A 17,772-nucleotide genomic window follows, 5' to 3' on the forward strand; every position below is an offset into this window, starting at 1 on the left:
AAGTGAAACTTGAATCAGATGGAGTTTGTCTACGACCTAGATGGCTTTGCCCGTTAAATGCCATCTAGGCATTTAACCTCCACCTGATTCTTAGTTGAACGAATCCAGGGATGTAGCCGATCTTTACTCCCACTTTGAATAAGATGGGAGTATTAGAGCGGGTAGTCATCGGATAAAATGAAAAAATAAGGGTTTATAGTGTTTTTAACTATAGGCCCTTATTTTTTATTTACGATAACAGGCTATTTTAGTTGAAGAGAATGGTAGTTTATATTATTATTTAGTATATAGAACTAATGTAAAATACTATTATATAACTTTATTTATTAAGAATAGTTTGACATGATATTATTTTACTTGAGAGGGTGGTAGTGTTGAAACATATTTTAAGGATTTGTGCATGTTTATTGACTTTTTTAACAATTATTTCTTTTAAAGTTTCAGCTGCTATTAATATAGATAATCCAATAGAATTGAGCAATGAGGAAAAACAGTGGATAAGTGAGAATAAAGATCGTGACTTCGTATTGGGAATAGATCCTTATTCGGGAATTGAATATTTTAAGTATAAAGGAGAAGAAAAAGGGTACTTAATTCCTCTACTAGAAATTGTGAAAAAAGATTTGGCATTAAATATAAAAATAGAAGCTTCTAAAGGATGGGGGGAAGTTTACTCAGGACTACAAAGTGGTAGTGTAGATATACTTCTTGGAGCAAATGAAACTACAGAAAGAAAAAAGTTCATGAGTTTTACCCGTGCTATAAATAAGAATGCTTATGTAATTGTAGCTAAAAAGGAGAGTAATATACATACTATAGGTGATATTGATAAAAAGACTGTAGGTTTTATGAAGGGAGATATTATATCAGAAGTACTGCCAAGTACTTATAAAAATATAAACTATAAACAAGAGAAATATTATTCTCAAGAAGAAGGAATCTCAGCTTTAAATAACAATGAAGTTGATGCTTTTATTATGCCTGGAGGCTCTGTTGTTTATGATTATATCTATAGGTTCCCTGAGTTAACCTATGCCTTTAAGATCCATAATATAACATCAGATATGACCTTTTCCACAAGGAAAGAGAATAAGTTGTTAGCTAGTATACTTGATAAAGAGATCAAATACTTATCAAGCACTAATAAACTTCAAGAGCTAATTGATAAAAGTGAAATAGAATACAATATAAAAATAATGAATCTAACAGATAAGGAGATAGAATGGCTAAAAAAAGATGGTAAAGCAGTTGTGGGAGTTACTAAAGATTATCTACCCTTTGACTACTATGAAAATAATACACATAAAGGTATAAGTGGAGAGATGATAAAGGAAATATCAAGAAAAACTGGCGTAAAGTTTATAAGTAACTATGGAGATTTTGATAGTTTATATGAGAAGCTTACAAAAGGAGAAGTAGATGTTTTAAATATGGCCAAAACTGATGAAAGGTTGAAATATGCATGGTATACGCGGCCTTTCAGCTTAGAAAGAGATATAATTGTGGGGAGAAAGGATAGCAGAGACGTAAGAGATATATTCGGTTTAGAAGGAAAGAGAGTTGCTGTTATTAAAGGCTTCTGGCATTATGAGTATCTTAAAAAAAATCTAACTGACGTTAATATTATAGAGACAAACAATATACAGGAATCCCTTACCATGGTACATAAAGGAAAAGCTGATTACCTCATAGAAAATCCAACTGTAGTTAGGTACTATACTGAAGAACTGCAGTTATACGATTTAGTGGAAAAAGGCATAACTAGTGCAGATTCATATTTATATTACGGTGTCACAAAAAATAAACCAGAACTAGCAAGTATAATAGATAAGGTTATTCCATTAATGGATATAGATCAATTAAGCAAGATAGGCTATGAAGAGGTTCCACATGTGAATAGCGAGAAATATTATAAAAAGCTTATATTTACAATAATAGCATTAGCTATCCTACTAATTATTGTAATCCTATGTGTAATAAAATTGATTAGAGATTTAATAAAAGAAAGAACTGAAACAGAATTGCTTAGGCAGAGGGAGCATTTTCTTTATATTGATACTTTAACTAATGTACATAATAGAAACTTCTTTAATAGAAAAATTAAGGAGACTTTAGACGATAAAGAATATCCACAAACGGTGATAGTTGCGGATATGAATAACTTAAAGATAGCCAATGACAAATATGGTCATCATGTAGGAGACGAATTATTGAAGCTTTTTGCAGATATACTTAAGGAAACCTGTCCAAAAGAGAGTTTAATCCTTAGAATGGGAGGAGATGAGTTTCACATAATTCTGAAAAGCCTTGATAAAAAGCAGGTGATAAAGATAATAGCTGATATTAGGGAGATTACTAAAGAAAGAAAAATTATCCTTGATGAAAATGAAATACTAATTCCATCTGCTGCATATGGATATGCTATTAGATATTCTTCAGAAAAAAGTTTTGATGAACTAATTAAAATAGCAGATCAAAGAATGTACATAGATAAAAATAAATATAAATATGTTCTCAGACAGAGAATGATTTCTATAAAAAGAACTAAGTAGATTCTAATTAACCCCTCAGTTATTTAACTAAACTGAGGGGTTTTTGTATTAGGAGAAATTATAGAAATAACGTACTAATTATTAGAATTTTATATCTACAAAAAGGAGAAAATAATTTTAAGAATAAGAGGAAGTAACTTTTGGAGTCTCTAAACTTGATCTTTAAGTAACATGAACAAGTTGATTGTGTAAAGAGATAAATTCTCATATGAGGTGATATATATGCCAGATTCAAACAATAATATTGCATGTGCTATAGAACAGATTAAAAATTTAATAGGAGGCAAAAGCAAATTAGCTGAAAAACACTTTATTATAGGAAAACAGAGTCCCAAAAATGCTGCCATTGTTTATACAGCAGGATTGGTTAATAAAGATATTATAGATAGAGACATATTGACTCATCTAATGCTTCATGTAGAAGAAGATTTAAATGGAATAGCTGAATTAGGAGACTACTTATGTAAGAAATACATTGCTATGAGCAACACTGAAATCCAGACAGATATAAACAAAGCTGTAGAAGGTATTAAAAGAGGAAAAACAGTTGTTTTAGTTGAAGGATATTTCAATTTTATAATGATAGACACGGCACAGGGATCCTATAGATCTGTTACAGATCCGGAAAATGAATCTTCAACTAGAGGCCCTAGAGATGGCTTTATAGAAAGTTTAGAAACAAATATAAGTATGCTTAGAAGACGAATAAAGGATAAAAATTTCATTATAGAAAATTTCACCGTAGGCAGAAGATCTCAAACTGACTTAGTTATTATGTATATAGATGATATAGTAGATAAAAATTTATTAAAAAAGATACGAAATAAAATAACAGATATAGATATATCCTATGTATCGTCAAATGCTATTCTTGAGCAGTGTTTAGAAGAGCACACCTATAGTATCTTTCCTCAAATTTTTTATACAGAAAGACCTGATAGAGTGCAGGCAGGTTTAATGGAAGGAAAGATAGCTATACTATTGGATGGAACTCCTTTTGCTTTAACTTTACCTACTATGTTTGTTGAATTTTTTGAAACAGTAGAGGACTATTACAATAGAACTTTAGTAGCGAGTTTCAATAGAATGATAAGATATATAGCTGCTGTTTTAGTATTAACTCTTCCAGGTGTTTATATAACTATAATTAAATTTAATTCAGAATTAATACCCTCAGCTTATATACAATCTTTAATTGAAGCAAGAGAAGGCTTAGCACTGACCCCTTTTATGTCTATGTTATCTATGAATTTGGTTATAGAATTTTTAAGGGAAGGGGGCCTTAGACTTCCAGGTAAGATAGGTCAAACCTTAAGTGTAGTTGGCGGTATTATTATAGGTGATGCAGCACTTAAAGCTAAAATAGTAAGCTCTTCTACATTGCTTGTAGTTGGAATAACAACTGCAGCAACTTTTTTAATACCTAACTATGAAATGTCTCTTTCCATAAGATTTTTAAATTATCCTGCTATAATTATGGCAAATTGGTTAGGGATGTTAGGTGTAGTTATAGTAATATTTTTTATTATAGCTTACCTCTGTTCTTTAGATAGCTTTGGAGTACCTTATTTCTCATTTTATCAAAGGGATATGAAAGATACCTTTGTAAGAGCACCTATGTGGAACATGAATAAAAGACCGGAGGCCATACCTAATAACAACCCTACAAAACAAACTAATTGGCAGAATAAGCTTAGGGGGAAGAAAAATGGATAAATATGAGGATAGCTATATAACACCTAGTCAGCTGACCTTAATCTTAGTTGGAAGTATGATTGGCATTGGAGTGTTAACCCTGCCTCTTGGTGTAATTAAGGATGCAAAACAAGATGGATGGATGAGCAGTATATTAGGTACAGTATATGCTATGTACTTTATTTTATTAGCACAATATATGCATAAAAAATTTCCAGAGCAAAACATATTAATACTAAGCGAAAAGTATTGTGGCAAGTTTTTAGGGACTATTTTTAATTTAATATTTTTAATGTTCTTTTTGTTACTACTAACAGAAGCAGCTGCCGGAGGCGCAAACATGCTTATGATATACATGACTCCTTTTTTAAGCAGACAAAAAATATTAATAACAATGCTTTTGATTCCAGCTTTTGTAGCATATAAAGGAATTAAAACTGTTGCGAGAATGAATGAAGTGATATTTTATTCAACCTTAATAGTTTTCTTTATTCCTATTGCAGCTTTAAAGGAAGGAAGTATTTTAAATATAATGCCTGTATTTGGATCAGGAATTATAAATATAATAAAGTCAACAAAAGAAACCATGCTTTCCTATAATGGTGTAGAAATTTTGCTTTTAATCTATCCTTTTTTTAAGGATAATAAGAAAATAAAAAAGTGTGGTATAGTCAGTACGGTTATTACTTCTATTATTTATACATGGTTCGTCTTTAGTGCTATATTCTATTTAGGAATTGATATTATACCTAAATTTTTATGGCCTATAATTACAGTAACAGAAGCTGTAACCATACCTATTATCAATAGTTTTAGATACATATTTATGAGTTTATGGACTTTGATAATATTTAGACTTTCATCTAATTCCTATTATACATTTACCTTTGGCTTAAATCAGATAAGTAAAAGTGTAAGCAGAAAATCCTTTGTTTTATTAATGTATCCATTAATATTTTATTTATCGACTTTATACCAAAATCCGACTATAAGGAGATCTTTTGTAGATAAAATTATACCAATATATTCACTTTATAATGTAATATATGTGGGGATAATAGCTTTATTAATAACTATAAGAAAAGGTGAGAAATGTGAAGAAAAACTTCAACCGTAGGTTTGTTTTTATAATAATCCTAACTATAATTTTTGGATACAGTTTTATAGGTACAAAGGGAGAAGTGGTAGAAAACCTAGAAATTCCAATAGCAGTAGGCTATGACCTTTCGGAAAGTGGGGAATACAGAGTTCCTATTCCTATATATGAATTTTCTCCTTCAGGTGATATAAAGAGTAAAACTATTACAGGTCAGAGCAGTAGTATAGGAGGTACTAGAGATGATCGTCAAAGAAAAGCTAATAAAAGATATTTATTAGGAGTAGAAAAATTATATGTAATAAGTGAGAAATATGCTGAATATGGCATACGTAATATTATTGATATATTACTTAATAATCCTCAAGTTAGTGATAGAAATCCAACAGTAGTGTTTAAGGGAAAAGCTGAGGATTTATTTAAATATAAAATTCAAGGTTACGCAAATTCTGCAGAGTATATTGAGGGTATGATAAAAAATTCAAGGTATTATAATTTTTTTTCGGGTCAATTTAATATGATGGATTTAATTGTAAGAGTAGATGCAGAAGGAAGGAATCCTGTGCTTCCTTATGTTGAATTAAAGGAGGATGGACCTGAGATCACCGGTCTTGCAATATTTAGAGGTGATAAAATGATTGGAAAAACAAATATGCAGGAAGCTAGAGCAATAAATCTTTTAAAATTCAGTGGTGGAAAAGGTATATTAAGCATACAAAAGGATCCTAAACACTATGTCAATTTTTATGCACAATCCAAAAGAAAAGTTAAATGTTATAAAACAGATGGTAAATATAACTTTTTAATAAATCTAGATTTAAATGGGAATATAGCATCTAATGAGTTAGATCCTAGTATTTTGAAAGATCCTAAAGCATTAAAAAAGTTCACTAGCGATATGGAGAATCTAGTAAAAAAAATGTGCACGGAATATATTAATAAGGCTAACTATGAATATAAAACAGATATTTTTGGGTTAGGAAGAGTGGCTGTAGCTAAGTATGGAAGACAAACTGGGATAGATTGGAACAAAACTGTAAGTGAATCTATTATAGAAGTAAAGGTAAAGGTTACAGTAAAAGACGAAGGAAGAGGAACATATTAGTCAATAATTAGGTCATTGCAGGAGCTTCTTTAACGACTATGAAAAAAGGTGAGAAACATGAAGAAAAACTCCATAAAAAGACTTATTTTATCATTAATTCTAACTTTAATTTTAGGATATAGTTTCATAGGGACAAAGGGAGAAGTGGTAGAAAATCTAGATATTCCAATAGCAATAGGTTCTGACTTAGAAAAAGGCGAATATGCTAGCGTTATTCTTTCTGTATATGAATTTAATCCAGATGGAAGTATAACAAGCAGGATACTTAAGAGTGAAGGTGACAATATAGCAGAAGCTAGGAATGATCGCCAAAGAAAATCTAACAAGAAGTTTTTATTAGGCCTTGAAAAGTTATATGTGATAAGCGATGCATATGCACAACTTGGTGTAAATAACGTCATTGATGTATTAGTTAATAATCCTACAGTTAATGATAGGAGTCCAGCAGTAGTGGTTAAGGGGAAGGTTGTGGATCTATTAAAATATAAAATGGAAGGTTATGCAAGTTCTGCAGAATTCATTGAGGGAATGATAAAAAACTCAATATACAATAACTTTTTTTCAAATCAATTTAGTATGATGGATTTAATTGTAAGAGTAGATGCAGAGGGAAGAAATGGTGTACTTCCTTATGTTGAATTAAAGGAAGAAGGTCCTGAAATTACCGGTCTTGCTATATTCAAAGGAGATAAAATGATTGGAAAAACAAATATAAAAGAAGCTAGAACAATAAGCCTTTTAAAATTTGATGGAGGAAAAGGCATATTAACTATACAAAAGGATTCAAAACACTATGTTGATTTTTATGCAGAATCCAAAAGAAAAGTTAAATGCTATAAAACAGATGGAAAGTATAACTTTATAATAAATATTGAGTTAAATGGAACTATAGCATCTAATGAGTTAGATACGAGTATTTATAAAGATCCTAAAGAACTGAAAAAAATTACTAGTGATATTGAGGATAAAGTGAAAAAAATGTGTACTGAATATATTAATAAAGCTAAGTATGAATATAAAACAGATATTTGGGAGTTAGGAAGAGTGGCTGCGGCTAAGTATGGAAGACAAACTGGTATGGATTGGGATAAAGTTATAAGTGAGTCTAATATAGAAGTAAGGGTAAAGGCTACGGTAAAAGATTTAGGAAGAGGAACATATTAGTGTTAAAAATATAACAAAGTATTCTTTATGAACAAAACTACTTTTAAAAGTTACAGAATATTTTAATATTCTGAATTTGTTGATATTATATGGTCATAGAAGAGAAAAAATAAAAATTTTAAATACTAGGAAGGATGGAATTATTATGAATTATTTTGAAGAAAGTTTAAAAGTTCACGAAAAAAATGCAGGTAAAATTGAAGTAATATCAAAAGTTGCATTAGAAACAAGAGATGATTTAAGTCTTGCCTACACACCAGGGGTTGCAGAACCTTGTAATAAAATTCATGAAGATGAAGAAAACGTCTACAAATATACAACGAAAGGAAATCTTGTAGCAGTAGTTTCTGATGGTACAGCAGTACTAGGATTAGGAGATATAGGAGCTAAAGCAGCCATACCTGTTATGGAAGGAAAATCCATATTATTTAAAGGTTTTGCAGATGTAGATGCATTCCCTATATGTTTAGACACTAAAGATGTTGATGAAATTGTTAAGACAGTTAAGTTGATGGCACCGGTTTTTGGAGGAATTAATTTAGAAGATATAGCTGCACCTAGATGTTTTGAAATAGAAGACAGACTTAAAGAAGAATTAGACATACCAGTATTCCATGATGATCAACACGGTACAGCTGTAGTAACACTTGCTGGATTAATAAATGCGCTTAAACTTACAGGAAAGAAATTTGAAGATATTAAAGTAGTAGTAAATGGGGCTGGTGCGGCAGGAACATCTATAATTAAGTTGTTGCTTTTATCCGGTGTAAAAGACATAGTTGCTTGCGATAGAAAAGGAATAATTAGCAGAAATCAAGAGGATTTAAATTCTGCTAAAAAAGCTCTTGCAGAAATAACAAATCCCAATAATATAACAGGAACTTTAGCGGATGCAATAGTTGGTGCGGATCTATTTATTGGAGTTTCTGCTCCAGGAGCATTAAAACCTGAAATGGTAAAATCCATGAATAAGGATTCAATAATATTTGCAATGGCAAACCCTGTACCAGAAATAATGCCAGAGGAAGCTAAAGCAGCAGGGGCAAGAGTTGTTGGAACTGGACGTTCAGATTTCCCAAATCAAGTTAATAATGTACTTGCTTTCCCTGGAATATTTAGAGGAGCTTTAGATGTTAGAGCAAGACAAATAAATGAAGAAATGAAATTAGCAGCAGCTCACGCTATAGCTAACTATATAAAAGAAGAAGATATAAATGAAGATTATGTAATACCAAGTGCATTAGATAAAAAAGTAGCGCTAAAGGTAGCTGAAGCTGTAGCAAAAGCAGCTTTAGAAACAGGTGTAGCAAGAATAGATGTATTAAAAAATTATTAAAATAGGGGTATTAAAAAATTTAAATAAGGGTTTAAAAATTATTAAAACGGGGGGTATCTTATATGTTGAATGCTAAAAAGACTGAGCAAAGCACTAATTCTGGTATTTTCTCTACAATATGTAACTACAAAATTGGAACTATACCATTACCACTATATGTAGTCTTATCTATTGTGGTTATAGGGGCATCATTTGTGGGAAAATTACCAGCAGACATGATTGGTGGTTTTGCAATAATTATGGTTATGGGTATGTTCTTAGGTGACATTGGAACTAAAATTCCAATATTAAAAACTATCGGTGGCCCTGCAATACTAGCTATATTTGTTCCATCTTATCTATTGTATGCTAATTTATTAAATCCAAGCATAGTAAAATCTATTACAGGATTAATGAAAACCTCTAATTTCTTATATCTGTATATTTCTGTTTTGGTAGCAGGTAGTATACTTGGAATGAATAGAAAAGTTTTGATTCAAGGATTTATACGTATGTTTATTCCACTTATTGTTGGAACACTTGCAGCTATAGCAGCTGGAGTACTTGTAGGTCTTTTATTCGGGTATAGTCCATATAGAACATTCTTCTTTATAGTAATTCCAATTGTTGGAGGAGGTATAGGAGAAGGAATATTACCACTTTCTTTATCTTATGCAGAGATTTTAAAACAACCTCAATCAGAGTTTATTGCTCAAATGATTCCAGCTGCACTGCTTGGAAACGTAGTCGCTATTATATCATCAGGATTATTAAAACGTTTAGGTGAGCAAAAAACTGAGCTTAGTGGAAATGGTACGTTAGTTAAATCTGGTGATGTTTCAGACATAACTGGTGAACAAAATATTAATAAACCAGTAGAATTTCCATTAATGGGAGCAGGACTACTTATAGCATGTTCGCTTTTCATATTTGGAGGTTTTGCAAGCAAGTTCATAGGAATCCCAGGACCAATCATAATGATTTTCACAGCAGCACTTTTAAAAGTTTCAAAACTTATGCCAGCAAAAATGGAACAAGGAGCATTCCATCTTTACAAATTTGTATCATCTAGCTTAACATTCCCTCTAATGGTAGGGCTTGGAGTACTATTTGTTCCATGGAAAGATCTTGTAGCGGCAATTACACCAGCATATATTGTTATATGTATGTCAACAGTTTTAGCTATGATAGCGTCAGGCTTCTTCATAGGAAAATATGTTAATATGTATCCAGTAGAATCTGCTATAGTAACAGCATGTCATAGTGGATTAGGAGGAACAGGGGACGTTGCAATACTTTCAGCTTCAAACCGTATGGAGTTAATGCCTTTCGCACAGATTTCAACAAGAATAGGTGGAGCTTCAATGATAGTGGTAGCAACAATATTGATGAAAATGTTTAGTTAGTGAACTTTAAAGGTGCTAAAATTTTTAGCACCTTTTCACAATAACTATGGTGTATATATAAGATAATGAAAAATGAAGAAAAAAATAGAAAACAGTATATATCACAAGCTTATAGTTGGAATATAGCTTAATATGATTAAAAATAATTATGAAAGTGGTTGACAAGCATTCTAAAATAGTATAAAATCTATAAATGTGCTCAGGAGATAAATCAATGTGAGCACAACAGTTGCGGGAGTGGCTCAGTGGTAGAGCGTCACCTTGCCAAGGTGAACGTCGTGGGTTCGAATCCCATCTTCCGCTCCAAATATGCGGGTGTAACTCAATGGTAGAGTGCTAGCCTTCCAAGCTAGTTACGAGGGTTCGATTCCCTTCACCCGCTCCAAAATATGCGTCTTTAGCTCAGCTGGATAGAGCAACGCCCTTCTAAGGCGTGGGCCAGGGGTTCGAATCCCTTAAGACGCACCAAATGTGTGGGTTATTAGCTCAGTTGGTAGAGCACCTGACTCTTAATCAGGGTGTCCGGGGTTCGAACCCCCGATGACCCACCAAATATCGGGGTGTGGCGCAGATGGGAGCGCGCGTGGTTTGGGACCATGAGGTCGCAGGTTCAATCCCTGTCACCCCGACCAGTATAATGGGATATCGCCAAGCGGTAAGGCACTAGACTTTGACTCTAGTATTCGTAGGTTCAAATCCTGCTATCCCAGCCATTTTGGTTTACTAGCTCAGTCGGTAGAGCACATGACTTTTAATCATGTTGTCCGGGGTTCGATTCCCCGGTAAGCCACCAAAAATTAAAATCCTCAACTTATGTAGAGGAGAATTAAAAAATAACAAAATCTTTGACTTTGATATCTATATTTGCAGGTGTGGCGGAATTGGCAGACGCACTAGACTTAGGATCTAGCGCCTTAGGCATGGGGGTTCGACTCCCTTCACCTGCACCATTTATGTTTACATTGATTAATAGAGTTAATATAATTAAAACATAACAAAATCAAAGATTTTGATATTTCATATAATGAGCTTCTCAGTAGAACTGAGAAGGACTAAAACATAATAAAATCAAAGATTTTGATGTTTTATGTCTATGCGGGTGTAACTCAATGGTAGAGTGCTAGCCTTCCAAGCTAGTTACGAGGGTTCGATTCCCTTCACCCGCTCCAAATTGAAACGTAACTTATGACAAGTAGTATGTCATAAGTTTTTTGTATTTTTATTGAATTTATAGATAACTGCAATAGAAAGTTGACTTATTCGGAGGTATATGTTACCAAAGCTGAAAGCACATTTAAAAACTTTTTTATCAGTCTTAGAGAAGTATTTTAGAAAATCTTAGAGCCTTTGATGTGTTTGAGGTACGAGTTTATGCAGAATTGCTAAGCAATTCAAATGTAGTGCTTAGCAGCCCACAAGATTATTTGTTTAAAATTAGTAGTCCTATAGGCTGCTAGCTACTGCGCAAAGGTTCTTAGATTTTCAAAATACTGAGATTTAGACTGATTAAAAGTTTTTATAGTGTCGAAGCTTGGTAACATATACCGGAAAAATAAGTCAACTTTCGGTCGTGTTTATCTATAAATTTAATAAAAATCTTACTCTTCTAAGCCTTGGTAAGTGGATACTATAAAATCAAATTCCTCAGGATCAGTAATTTCACCATAGCTATCTTCACTGATACCAGGATAATAATGTAGAATAAACTTTTCTTTTGTTATTAAATTTTCAATTATAATATATTTTCTATCGAGCTCTATGTCCTGCAGTGTTGCTAGAACATTATACTTATCAGGTGCTCCAGTTCTATCATTTGTTAAATCTAGAAGCCAATTATCATGGAGCCTAACACTTATTTTCTTATTATCACAGAATACTATTCTGGAACCAGATTTACATCCTAGACATCCATCAAACCTATCTTCCATACAATTACGATATACACAGCGGCCGCAGTTTTCAAGCTGGGCTAATGTCTCCATATTATCTCTTTTGTAAGTGTCTAATAGATCAATATATTTATTATCACTAAATAATCTGAAGAATCCACTCTTTTTACTAAGCTCTCCATGAGCTGCTTCTATAAGCTCTATATACTTTTTAAGTATGGGAAGCTTAGCTACATATTTTCTATTATTTAGCTCTTTACTATCTATAAAAGGAGATATATTATCTATTGCATAGGTTAAGTCTATATATATTTTTCCATAACGATCTTTTTCATTTTTTAAAAATTCTATATCCTTACTCATAAAACCCCACCTTAACTTAGTTTGTATTTCTTTAACTCTTCATCTAGATTTACTTCTTCCAGCTTTTCAAATTCTTTGTTTAATGAGTTATCAACTTTTAGTTCTTCTAAGCCTTGTGAAAAAGCCTCTTTCTTTTGAATTTTTCTCTCTATATCATCTAAACTTATTTTATTACTTTTAGTTTCTACACTAGCTAGTATTTCATTTACTTTACCACTTGCTTCTGCATTATTATATCTAGCTGCAGCTTCGTCACGATAATTTCTAGTTTTCTGTACCTCTTCTTCAAGGTCTTTTAATTTTTTCTTTATAGCTTCAGCTTTAGTACGAGCATCATCATAGGATCCTTTAAGACTTGTATACATTTTGTCTGCTTCAAGCTTCTTTTCAAGAGCCTTCTTAGCTAGTTCCTCATTGCCTTTATTCATTGCTAATCTAACTTTTTCATCGTAATCTTTTGATTCTGCCTCAGCTTTTTCTATTTTCTTTTCAATTTCATGAACATTTCCTAATATTTTTGCTGAGGAAAGCTTTGCCTTGTTTAAGCTCTCTTCCATATCTCTTACCTTTTGATCTAGCAATTCAATAGGATTTTCAATTTCATCTAATGAATTGTTAGCCTTTGCTCTAATAATATTTGACATTCTTTTAAATATACCCATTTAAAATCCTCCTCAGGTTAAAAACCTTATTAATTATATTATAAATATTGGAATAATAGTTATCAATACTCTTAGTATCTTTTGTTTATGAGATTATTATATAGTATAAAATAACTTATTACAAGTTAGGATTAAACTTGTATAATAGGCGATTTAACCATTATTTATATTCTAGCATAGATTATCTTAGTTTATCAGAAATTTTCTCTACTTTTCTTATATTTATGGAGTTAAAATGAAGTGAAACTTGAATAAGATGGAGTTTCATATAAAGCATGGGAGTATTAGAGCGGGTAGTCATCGGATAAATGAGAAAAGCGTTTAGTTTAGTGCTTAAAAGCTTTTTTTAGATAAAATATGATATAATTATATAAAGGTTATTAAATTAAAAGACAAATAAAACTAATACATATACTTAAATGAATTTATCGAGATATACTAATATTATGAGATTTAATATTTTTAAGAACTAATATCATAAATATAAGAATTCTGTAGTAAGGTCTTGGAGGTAATAGAATGAGGATAAAAAAACCAAATCTAAAATTACAGACTACTATTACACTACTAGTTTGTTGTGTTATTGCTATATCATTATTAGTAACAAACTTACTTATTAGTGCAAAAGTGGCCTATAATACTGAAAAGAATTTGGAGGATAAAGCAACATATATTGCACGTATAGTGGCAAATTCACCGTCAATAATTGAAGCTCTAAATGGAAAAAAAGATGAAAAAGTAATTCAAGAGATGGCTAACAATATGAAAAACATGACTAATGTTGAATATATAGTTGTAATGGATATGAATCAGACAAGAAAATCTCATCCAGATATAGCTAAGCTAGGGAAACACTTTGTTGGTGATGATGTTGAAGAGGCTTTAAAAGGACATGAATATGTTTCAACGGCTGAAGGAACGCTGGGGATGGCACTTAGAGCTTTTACACCAATATTTACATCAGATGGCAGACAAATTGGAGTCGTTGCTGTGGGAATTTTATTAAATAATGTGCATCAAGCTGTAGCTCAGAGTAGGATAATAATATATATTGGAGTTGGATTTGGATTTCTAGTTGGTTTAATTGGGGCAATGTTACTGGCTAAAAGTATTAAGAAAACTATGTTTGGATTAGAACCATCAGAGATTTCTAAGCTTCTAGAGGAACGTAGCGCTATGCTTCACTCAGTAAGGGAAGGGATTTTGGCTGTAGACAAGGATTCTCGTATTACGTTAATTAATGAAGAAGCTATGTCTATATTTAGTAGAGCTGGAATTACTGATCCTATGGGAAAGAAGGTAGAAGAATGTATCCAAAACACTAGATTAAATCACATTTTACAAACAGGACAAGCTGAACTAGATCAAGAACAAGAACTTAAAGGTATAACCCTATTAACTAATAGAATACCTATATTTGTAAAAGGAGAGACTGTTGGCGCAATAGCTACATTTCGCGACAAAACTGAGATTAGAATATTAGCAGAGCAACTTACTGGAGTAAGGCTATATGCAGATGCACTTAGGGCACAAACCCATGAGTTTATGAATAAATTGCATATTATTTTAGGTATGGTTCATATGAAATATTATGACGAACTGGCAGAATACATAAATAGTATTGCTGATAAATATCAGGAACAAGTTGGCTTCGTTATAAGACATATAAAAGATCCTGTGCTTGCTGGATTTATTTTGGGAAAAATCAGTTATTCTAGGGAAATTGGAGTTCAATTTGTTTTATCAGAAGAATGTTTTGTTCCTGAGCCAGAAGAAAATGAAATAACTCATGAAATAGCCACAATACTGGGTAATTTAGTGGATAATGCTATGGACGCGGTAAAGGATTACAAAGATAAAATTGTAAATTTAACCTTAGTCTATGAAGATGACATTCTAACTATTGAAGTAAGTGATAGTGGTCCAGGTATTAGTGGTGAACTAAAAAATGAGATTTTTGCAAAAGGATATTCTACAAAAGGAGACAATCGTGGACTGGGGCTTTATTTAGTACAAAAAAGTGTAGAGAGATTAGGTGGAAACATGCAGTTGTTTTCAGAGGTAGGTGATGGAACAACCTTTATAATTTATTTACCTTATAAGAGTAAGGATGGTGTTGAATGATTAAGGTTTTAATTGTAGAAGATGATCCAATGGTGGCAGAATTCAATAAGAGATATCTTAAACAGGTAGGTGGCTTTGAACTAATAGCTATAACTCGTTCCTTTGACGAAGCATTAGCAGTATTGCAGGATGAAAAAATTGACCTAGTTTTACTGGATATATTTATGCCTGGTATGAGTGGACTAGACTTGTTAGCACAAATAAGAAAAGCTGGAAAAGAGATAGATGTTATTATAGTATCAGCTGCTTGTGATATTCAAACAATAAAAAAGACTTTACAATATGGCGCAGTAGACTATTTAATAAAACCCTTTGAATTTGAACGCTTTAATACAGCACTTACTGCTTATAAGGAAACTCATACTTTTATGAGAGATAAGGATGCACTTAATCAAGAGGAGCTTGATAAACTTATTTTAGTTAACAAAGATCAAACTCAGGCCTTAACTCAAATACCTAAAGGACTTGATAAAAATACTTTGAGAAAAGTATGGACAAATATCAAAGAAATGAAAGAAAACATTTTTTCTACTGGCGAAATGGCTAGAAATGTGGGGATTTCACGGGTTTCAATGAAAAAATATTTAGATTTTTTAAGTGAAATTGGAATATTGAAAAGGGAAGCAGTCTATGGCTCTGTTGGAAGACCTATATATAAATATATGTGTATAAATTCAGAAACTGATACTATAAATCGTTATCTATAGCAACTATAAATATATGAATTTTTAATGAATACTTGTTAAATCTCCAATTATCGTATTAAATTGCTACTATTTTCATCGCAATTTATGTTAAAATAGATGAGGTGAAATTAATAACTATAATACAAGGAGATGAAATAATGTTTAGCAGAAAGAATGTTTTACTAATTATTTGTGCTTTTTTCGTTGCAATGTTTGCTACAACTTTAAAAGTATCTGCAGCTCCAGCAGTTGAAAGAATTGGTGGGAGTGACAGATATGAAACTGCTATAAAAATCTCTCAGAGCTATTGGACTGAATCAGATTATGTGGTAATAGTTTCAGGAGAAAACTTTCCGGATGCTCTATGTGCGGCTCCGCTTGCACAAAAATATAGAGCGCCTATTCTTTTGACTGAAAGCAGCAATATGAGAAGTAATGTACTAAGTGAAGTTGTAAGATTAAATGCTAAAAATGCATTTATAGTAGGGGGAACTGCTGTAATATCTGAACAAATTGAGAATGAATTAAAAAATAAGGGGTTAAAGGTCATTCGTAAACAGGGAAAAAATAGATATGAAACTAGTATTGAAGTAGCTAAGGAAATAGGGACAAGTAATGGTGCTGTTATTGCATCAGGTGAAAATTTCCCGGACGCTTTATCTATAGCTTCAATTGCAGCTTCAAAACAAATGCCTATAATCCTTACAGTGCCTAATAAATTACTGGATGTTACAAAGCAATTTATTGATGATAATAATAGTAGTAAATATTATGTTATAGGTGGGAATGGAGCAGTAGAGGATTCTGTAGTAAGTGTTCTTAATGATTATAAAAGACTAAGTGGAAGAGATAGATACGAGACTAATACTGCCATTATAAATGAATTTCTTGATACTATAAATATTGGTACAGTTTTTGTAGCGGATGGAAATGGGTTTGCAGATGCGTTATCAGGTTCGGCAGCAGCATCTAAATGTAATTCTCCAATAGTGCTAGTGCATAATGATAATGGAAGTCAACAACGTATAATTAAAGATCATATAGTCTCGGTATCTGTAGTTAAGGTTCTTGGAGGAACTGGAGTAGTTCCAGATTATGTAGTACAAAGAGTTATATATGGTGGGACAGTAATAACTTTAGATGCAGGGCATGGTGGATATGACTCAGGGGCAGTAGGGCCTAGTGGATTATATGAAAAGAATGTAAATTTAGACGTAACTTTAAAGCTGGGAAAGATACTTGAGCAAAAGGGTATAGATGTAGTATACACTAGAACTAGCGATGAGGTGTCTTGGCCAGCAAATGTTGGTGAAGATCTTCAGGCAAGATGTGATATATCTGATGCAGCAGGTTCTAATTATTTTGTATCTATACATGCTAATAGCTCAGTGTCATCAGGAGCTCGTGGAATAGAAACATATTATTATTCTGCAAATTCAGAAGGGAAGCAGTTAGCACAATCAATACAAACGGAGTTAATCAATGAAACAGGCCTTATTGATAGAGGAGTACTGACAGCTAATTTCTATGTTATAAAAAATACTGCAGCACCATCGGTGCTTGTGGAAGTTGGATTTATAAGTAACCCAACAGAAGAAGCTTTATTAGGAAATGGAGAATTTCAGGACAAGCTTGCAGAAGCTATAGCACAAGGAATAATGAATACAGTTAATAAGTAACTAGGAATCTTTTGAAGATGCCTTAACAGCCTATAA

Annotated in this window: 12 protein-coding genes and 9 tRNA genes; 19 read left to right on the top strand and 2 right to left on the bottom strand. The window is 32.1% G+C overall.

Going from position 1 to position 17,772, the window contains the following annotated elements:
* The first annotated feature begins 371 nt into the window (after nucleotides 1-371).
* The 16 genes from CLMAG_RS23980 (at nucleotide 372) to CLMAG_RS24055 (ending at nucleotide 11,502) form a co-directional block, all read left to right on the top strand.
* A complete protein-coding gene (locus CLMAG_RS23980; RefSeq protein WP_161487025.1) occupies nucleotides 372-2,552 on the top strand; it encodes a transporter substrate-binding domain-containing diguanylate cyclase in 2,181 nt (726 codons plus the stop codon).
* Nucleotides 2,553-2,774: 222 nt separating this feature from the next.
* Nucleotides 2,775-4,268 (top strand): spore germination protein, encoded by a 1,494-nt coding sequence (locus CLMAG_RS23985; protein WP_066628614.1) that lies wholly within the window; start codon nucleotides 2,775-2,777, stop codon nucleotides 4,266-4,268.
* Nucleotides 4,261-5,364, top strand: coding sequence for a GerAB/ArcD/ProY family transporter (locus CLMAG_RS23990; RefSeq protein WP_066628615.1), 1,104 nt, complete (start codon nucleotides 4,261-4,263; stop codon nucleotides 5,362-5,364). The genes CLMAG_RS23985 and CLMAG_RS23990 overlap by 8 nt, the downstream gene beginning before the upstream one ends.
* A complete protein-coding gene (locus tag CLMAG_RS23995) occupies nucleotides 5,342-6,448 on the top strand; it encodes a Ger(x)C family spore germination protein (protein WP_066628616.1) in 1,107 nt (368 codons plus the stop codon). The genes CLMAG_RS23990 and CLMAG_RS23995 overlap by 23 nt, the downstream gene beginning before the upstream one ends.
* A 57-nt stretch (nucleotides 6,449-6,505) precedes the next feature.
* Nucleotides 6,506-7,612 carry a Ger(x)C family spore germination protein gene (locus tag CLMAG_RS24000; protein ID WP_066628617.1) on the top strand — a complete coding sequence of 369 codons (1,107 nt, stop codon included), beginning with the start codon at nucleotides 6,506-6,508 and terminating at the stop codon, nucleotides 7,610-7,612.
* A gap of 145 nt (nucleotides 7,613-7,757) precedes the next feature.
* A complete protein-coding gene (locus CLMAG_RS24005) occupies nucleotides 7,758-8,948 on the top strand; it encodes an NAD(P)-dependent malic enzyme (RefSeq protein ID WP_066628619.1) in 1,191 nt (396 codons plus the stop codon).
* 62 nt (nucleotides 8,949-9,010) lie between these two features.
* Nucleotides 9,011-10,333 carry a 2-hydroxycarboxylate transporter family protein gene (locus CLMAG_RS24010; protein WP_066628622.1) on the top strand — a complete coding sequence of 441 codons (1,323 nt, stop codon included), beginning with the start codon at nucleotides 9,011-9,013 and terminating at the stop codon, nucleotides 10,331-10,333.
* Nucleotides 10,334-10,564: 231 nt separating this feature from the next.
* Nucleotides 10,565-10,639: transfer RNA gene (locus tag CLMAG_RS24015), tRNA-Gly, on the top strand.
* Nucleotides 10,640-10,644: 5 nt separating this feature from the next.
* Nucleotides 10,645-10,718: transfer RNA gene (locus CLMAG_RS24020), tRNA-Gly, on the top strand.
* 6 nt (nucleotides 10,719-10,724) lie between these two features.
* A tRNA-Arg gene (locus tag CLMAG_RS24025) sits at nucleotides 10,725-10,801 on the top strand.
* A 7-nt stretch (nucleotides 10,802-10,808) separates the two neighbouring features.
* Nucleotides 10,809-10,884 (top strand) — tRNA-Lys (locus CLMAG_RS24030).
* Between the two features lie 5 nt (nucleotides 10,885-10,889).
* Nucleotides 10,890-10,965 (top strand) — tRNA-Pro (locus CLMAG_RS24035).
* Between the two features lie 6 nt (nucleotides 10,966-10,971).
* A tRNA-Gln gene (locus CLMAG_RS24040) sits at nucleotides 10,972-11,046 on the top strand.
* Nucleotides 11,047-11,050: 4 nt separating this feature from the next.
* Nucleotides 11,051-11,126 (top strand) — tRNA-Lys (locus CLMAG_RS24045).
* A gap of 73 nt (nucleotides 11,127-11,199) precedes the next feature.
* Nucleotides 11,200-11,283 (top strand) — tRNA-Leu (locus tag CLMAG_RS24050).
* Between the two features lie 145 nt (nucleotides 11,284-11,428).
* Nucleotides 11,429-11,502: transfer RNA gene (locus tag CLMAG_RS24055), tRNA-Gly, on the top strand.
* Nucleotides 11,503-11,931: 429 nt separating this feature from the next.
* Here the strand turns inward: CLMAG_RS24055 and CLMAG_RS24060 are convergent.
* On the bottom strand, nucleotides 11,932-12,585 hold the full coding sequence (locus CLMAG_RS24060) for a DUF1292 domain-containing protein (protein ID WP_066628625.1): 654 nt from the start codon (nucleotides 12,583-12,585) through the stop codon (nucleotides 11,932-11,934).
* An 11-nt stretch (nucleotides 12,586-12,596) separates the two neighbouring features.
* Nucleotides 12,597-13,247, bottom strand: coding sequence for a PspA/IM30 family protein (locus CLMAG_RS24065; RefSeq protein WP_066628627.1), 651 nt, complete (start codon nucleotides 13,245-13,247; stop codon nucleotides 12,597-12,599).
* Between the two features lie 519 nt (nucleotides 13,248-13,766).
* Here CLMAG_RS24065 and dcuS point away from each other — a divergent pair.
* The 3 genes from dcuS (at nucleotide 13,767) to CLMAG_RS24080 (ending at nucleotide 17,736) form a co-directional block, all read left to right on the top strand.
* Entirely contained in the window at nucleotides 13,767-15,371 is a 1,605-nt protein-coding gene (gene dcuS / locus CLMAG_RS24070) for a DcuS/MalK family sensor histidine kinase (RefSeq protein WP_066628628.1), read from the top strand.
* Complete coding sequence (locus CLMAG_RS24075) at nucleotides 15,368-16,078, top strand: response regulator (RefSeq protein WP_066628629.1); 711 nt, start codon at nucleotides 15,368-15,370, stop codon at nucleotides 16,076-16,078. Before dcuS ends, CLMAG_RS24075 begins: the two co-directional genes overlap by 4 nt.
* A gap of 137 nt (nucleotides 16,079-16,215) precedes the next feature.
* Nucleotides 16,216-17,736, top strand: a complete 1,521-nt coding sequence (locus CLMAG_RS24080; protein ID WP_066628637.1) for an N-acetylmuramoyl-L-alanine amidase — start codon at nucleotides 16,216-16,218, stop codon at nucleotides 17,734-17,736.
* The last annotated feature ends 36 nt before the right edge of the window (nucleotides 17,737-17,772 follow it).

The sequence above is a fragment of the Clostridium magnum DSM 2767 genome (genome assembly GCF_001623875.1).
Taxonomy (GTDB): domain Bacteria; phylum Bacillota; class Clostridia; order Clostridiales; family Clostridiaceae; genus Clostridium_AM; species Clostridium_AM magnum.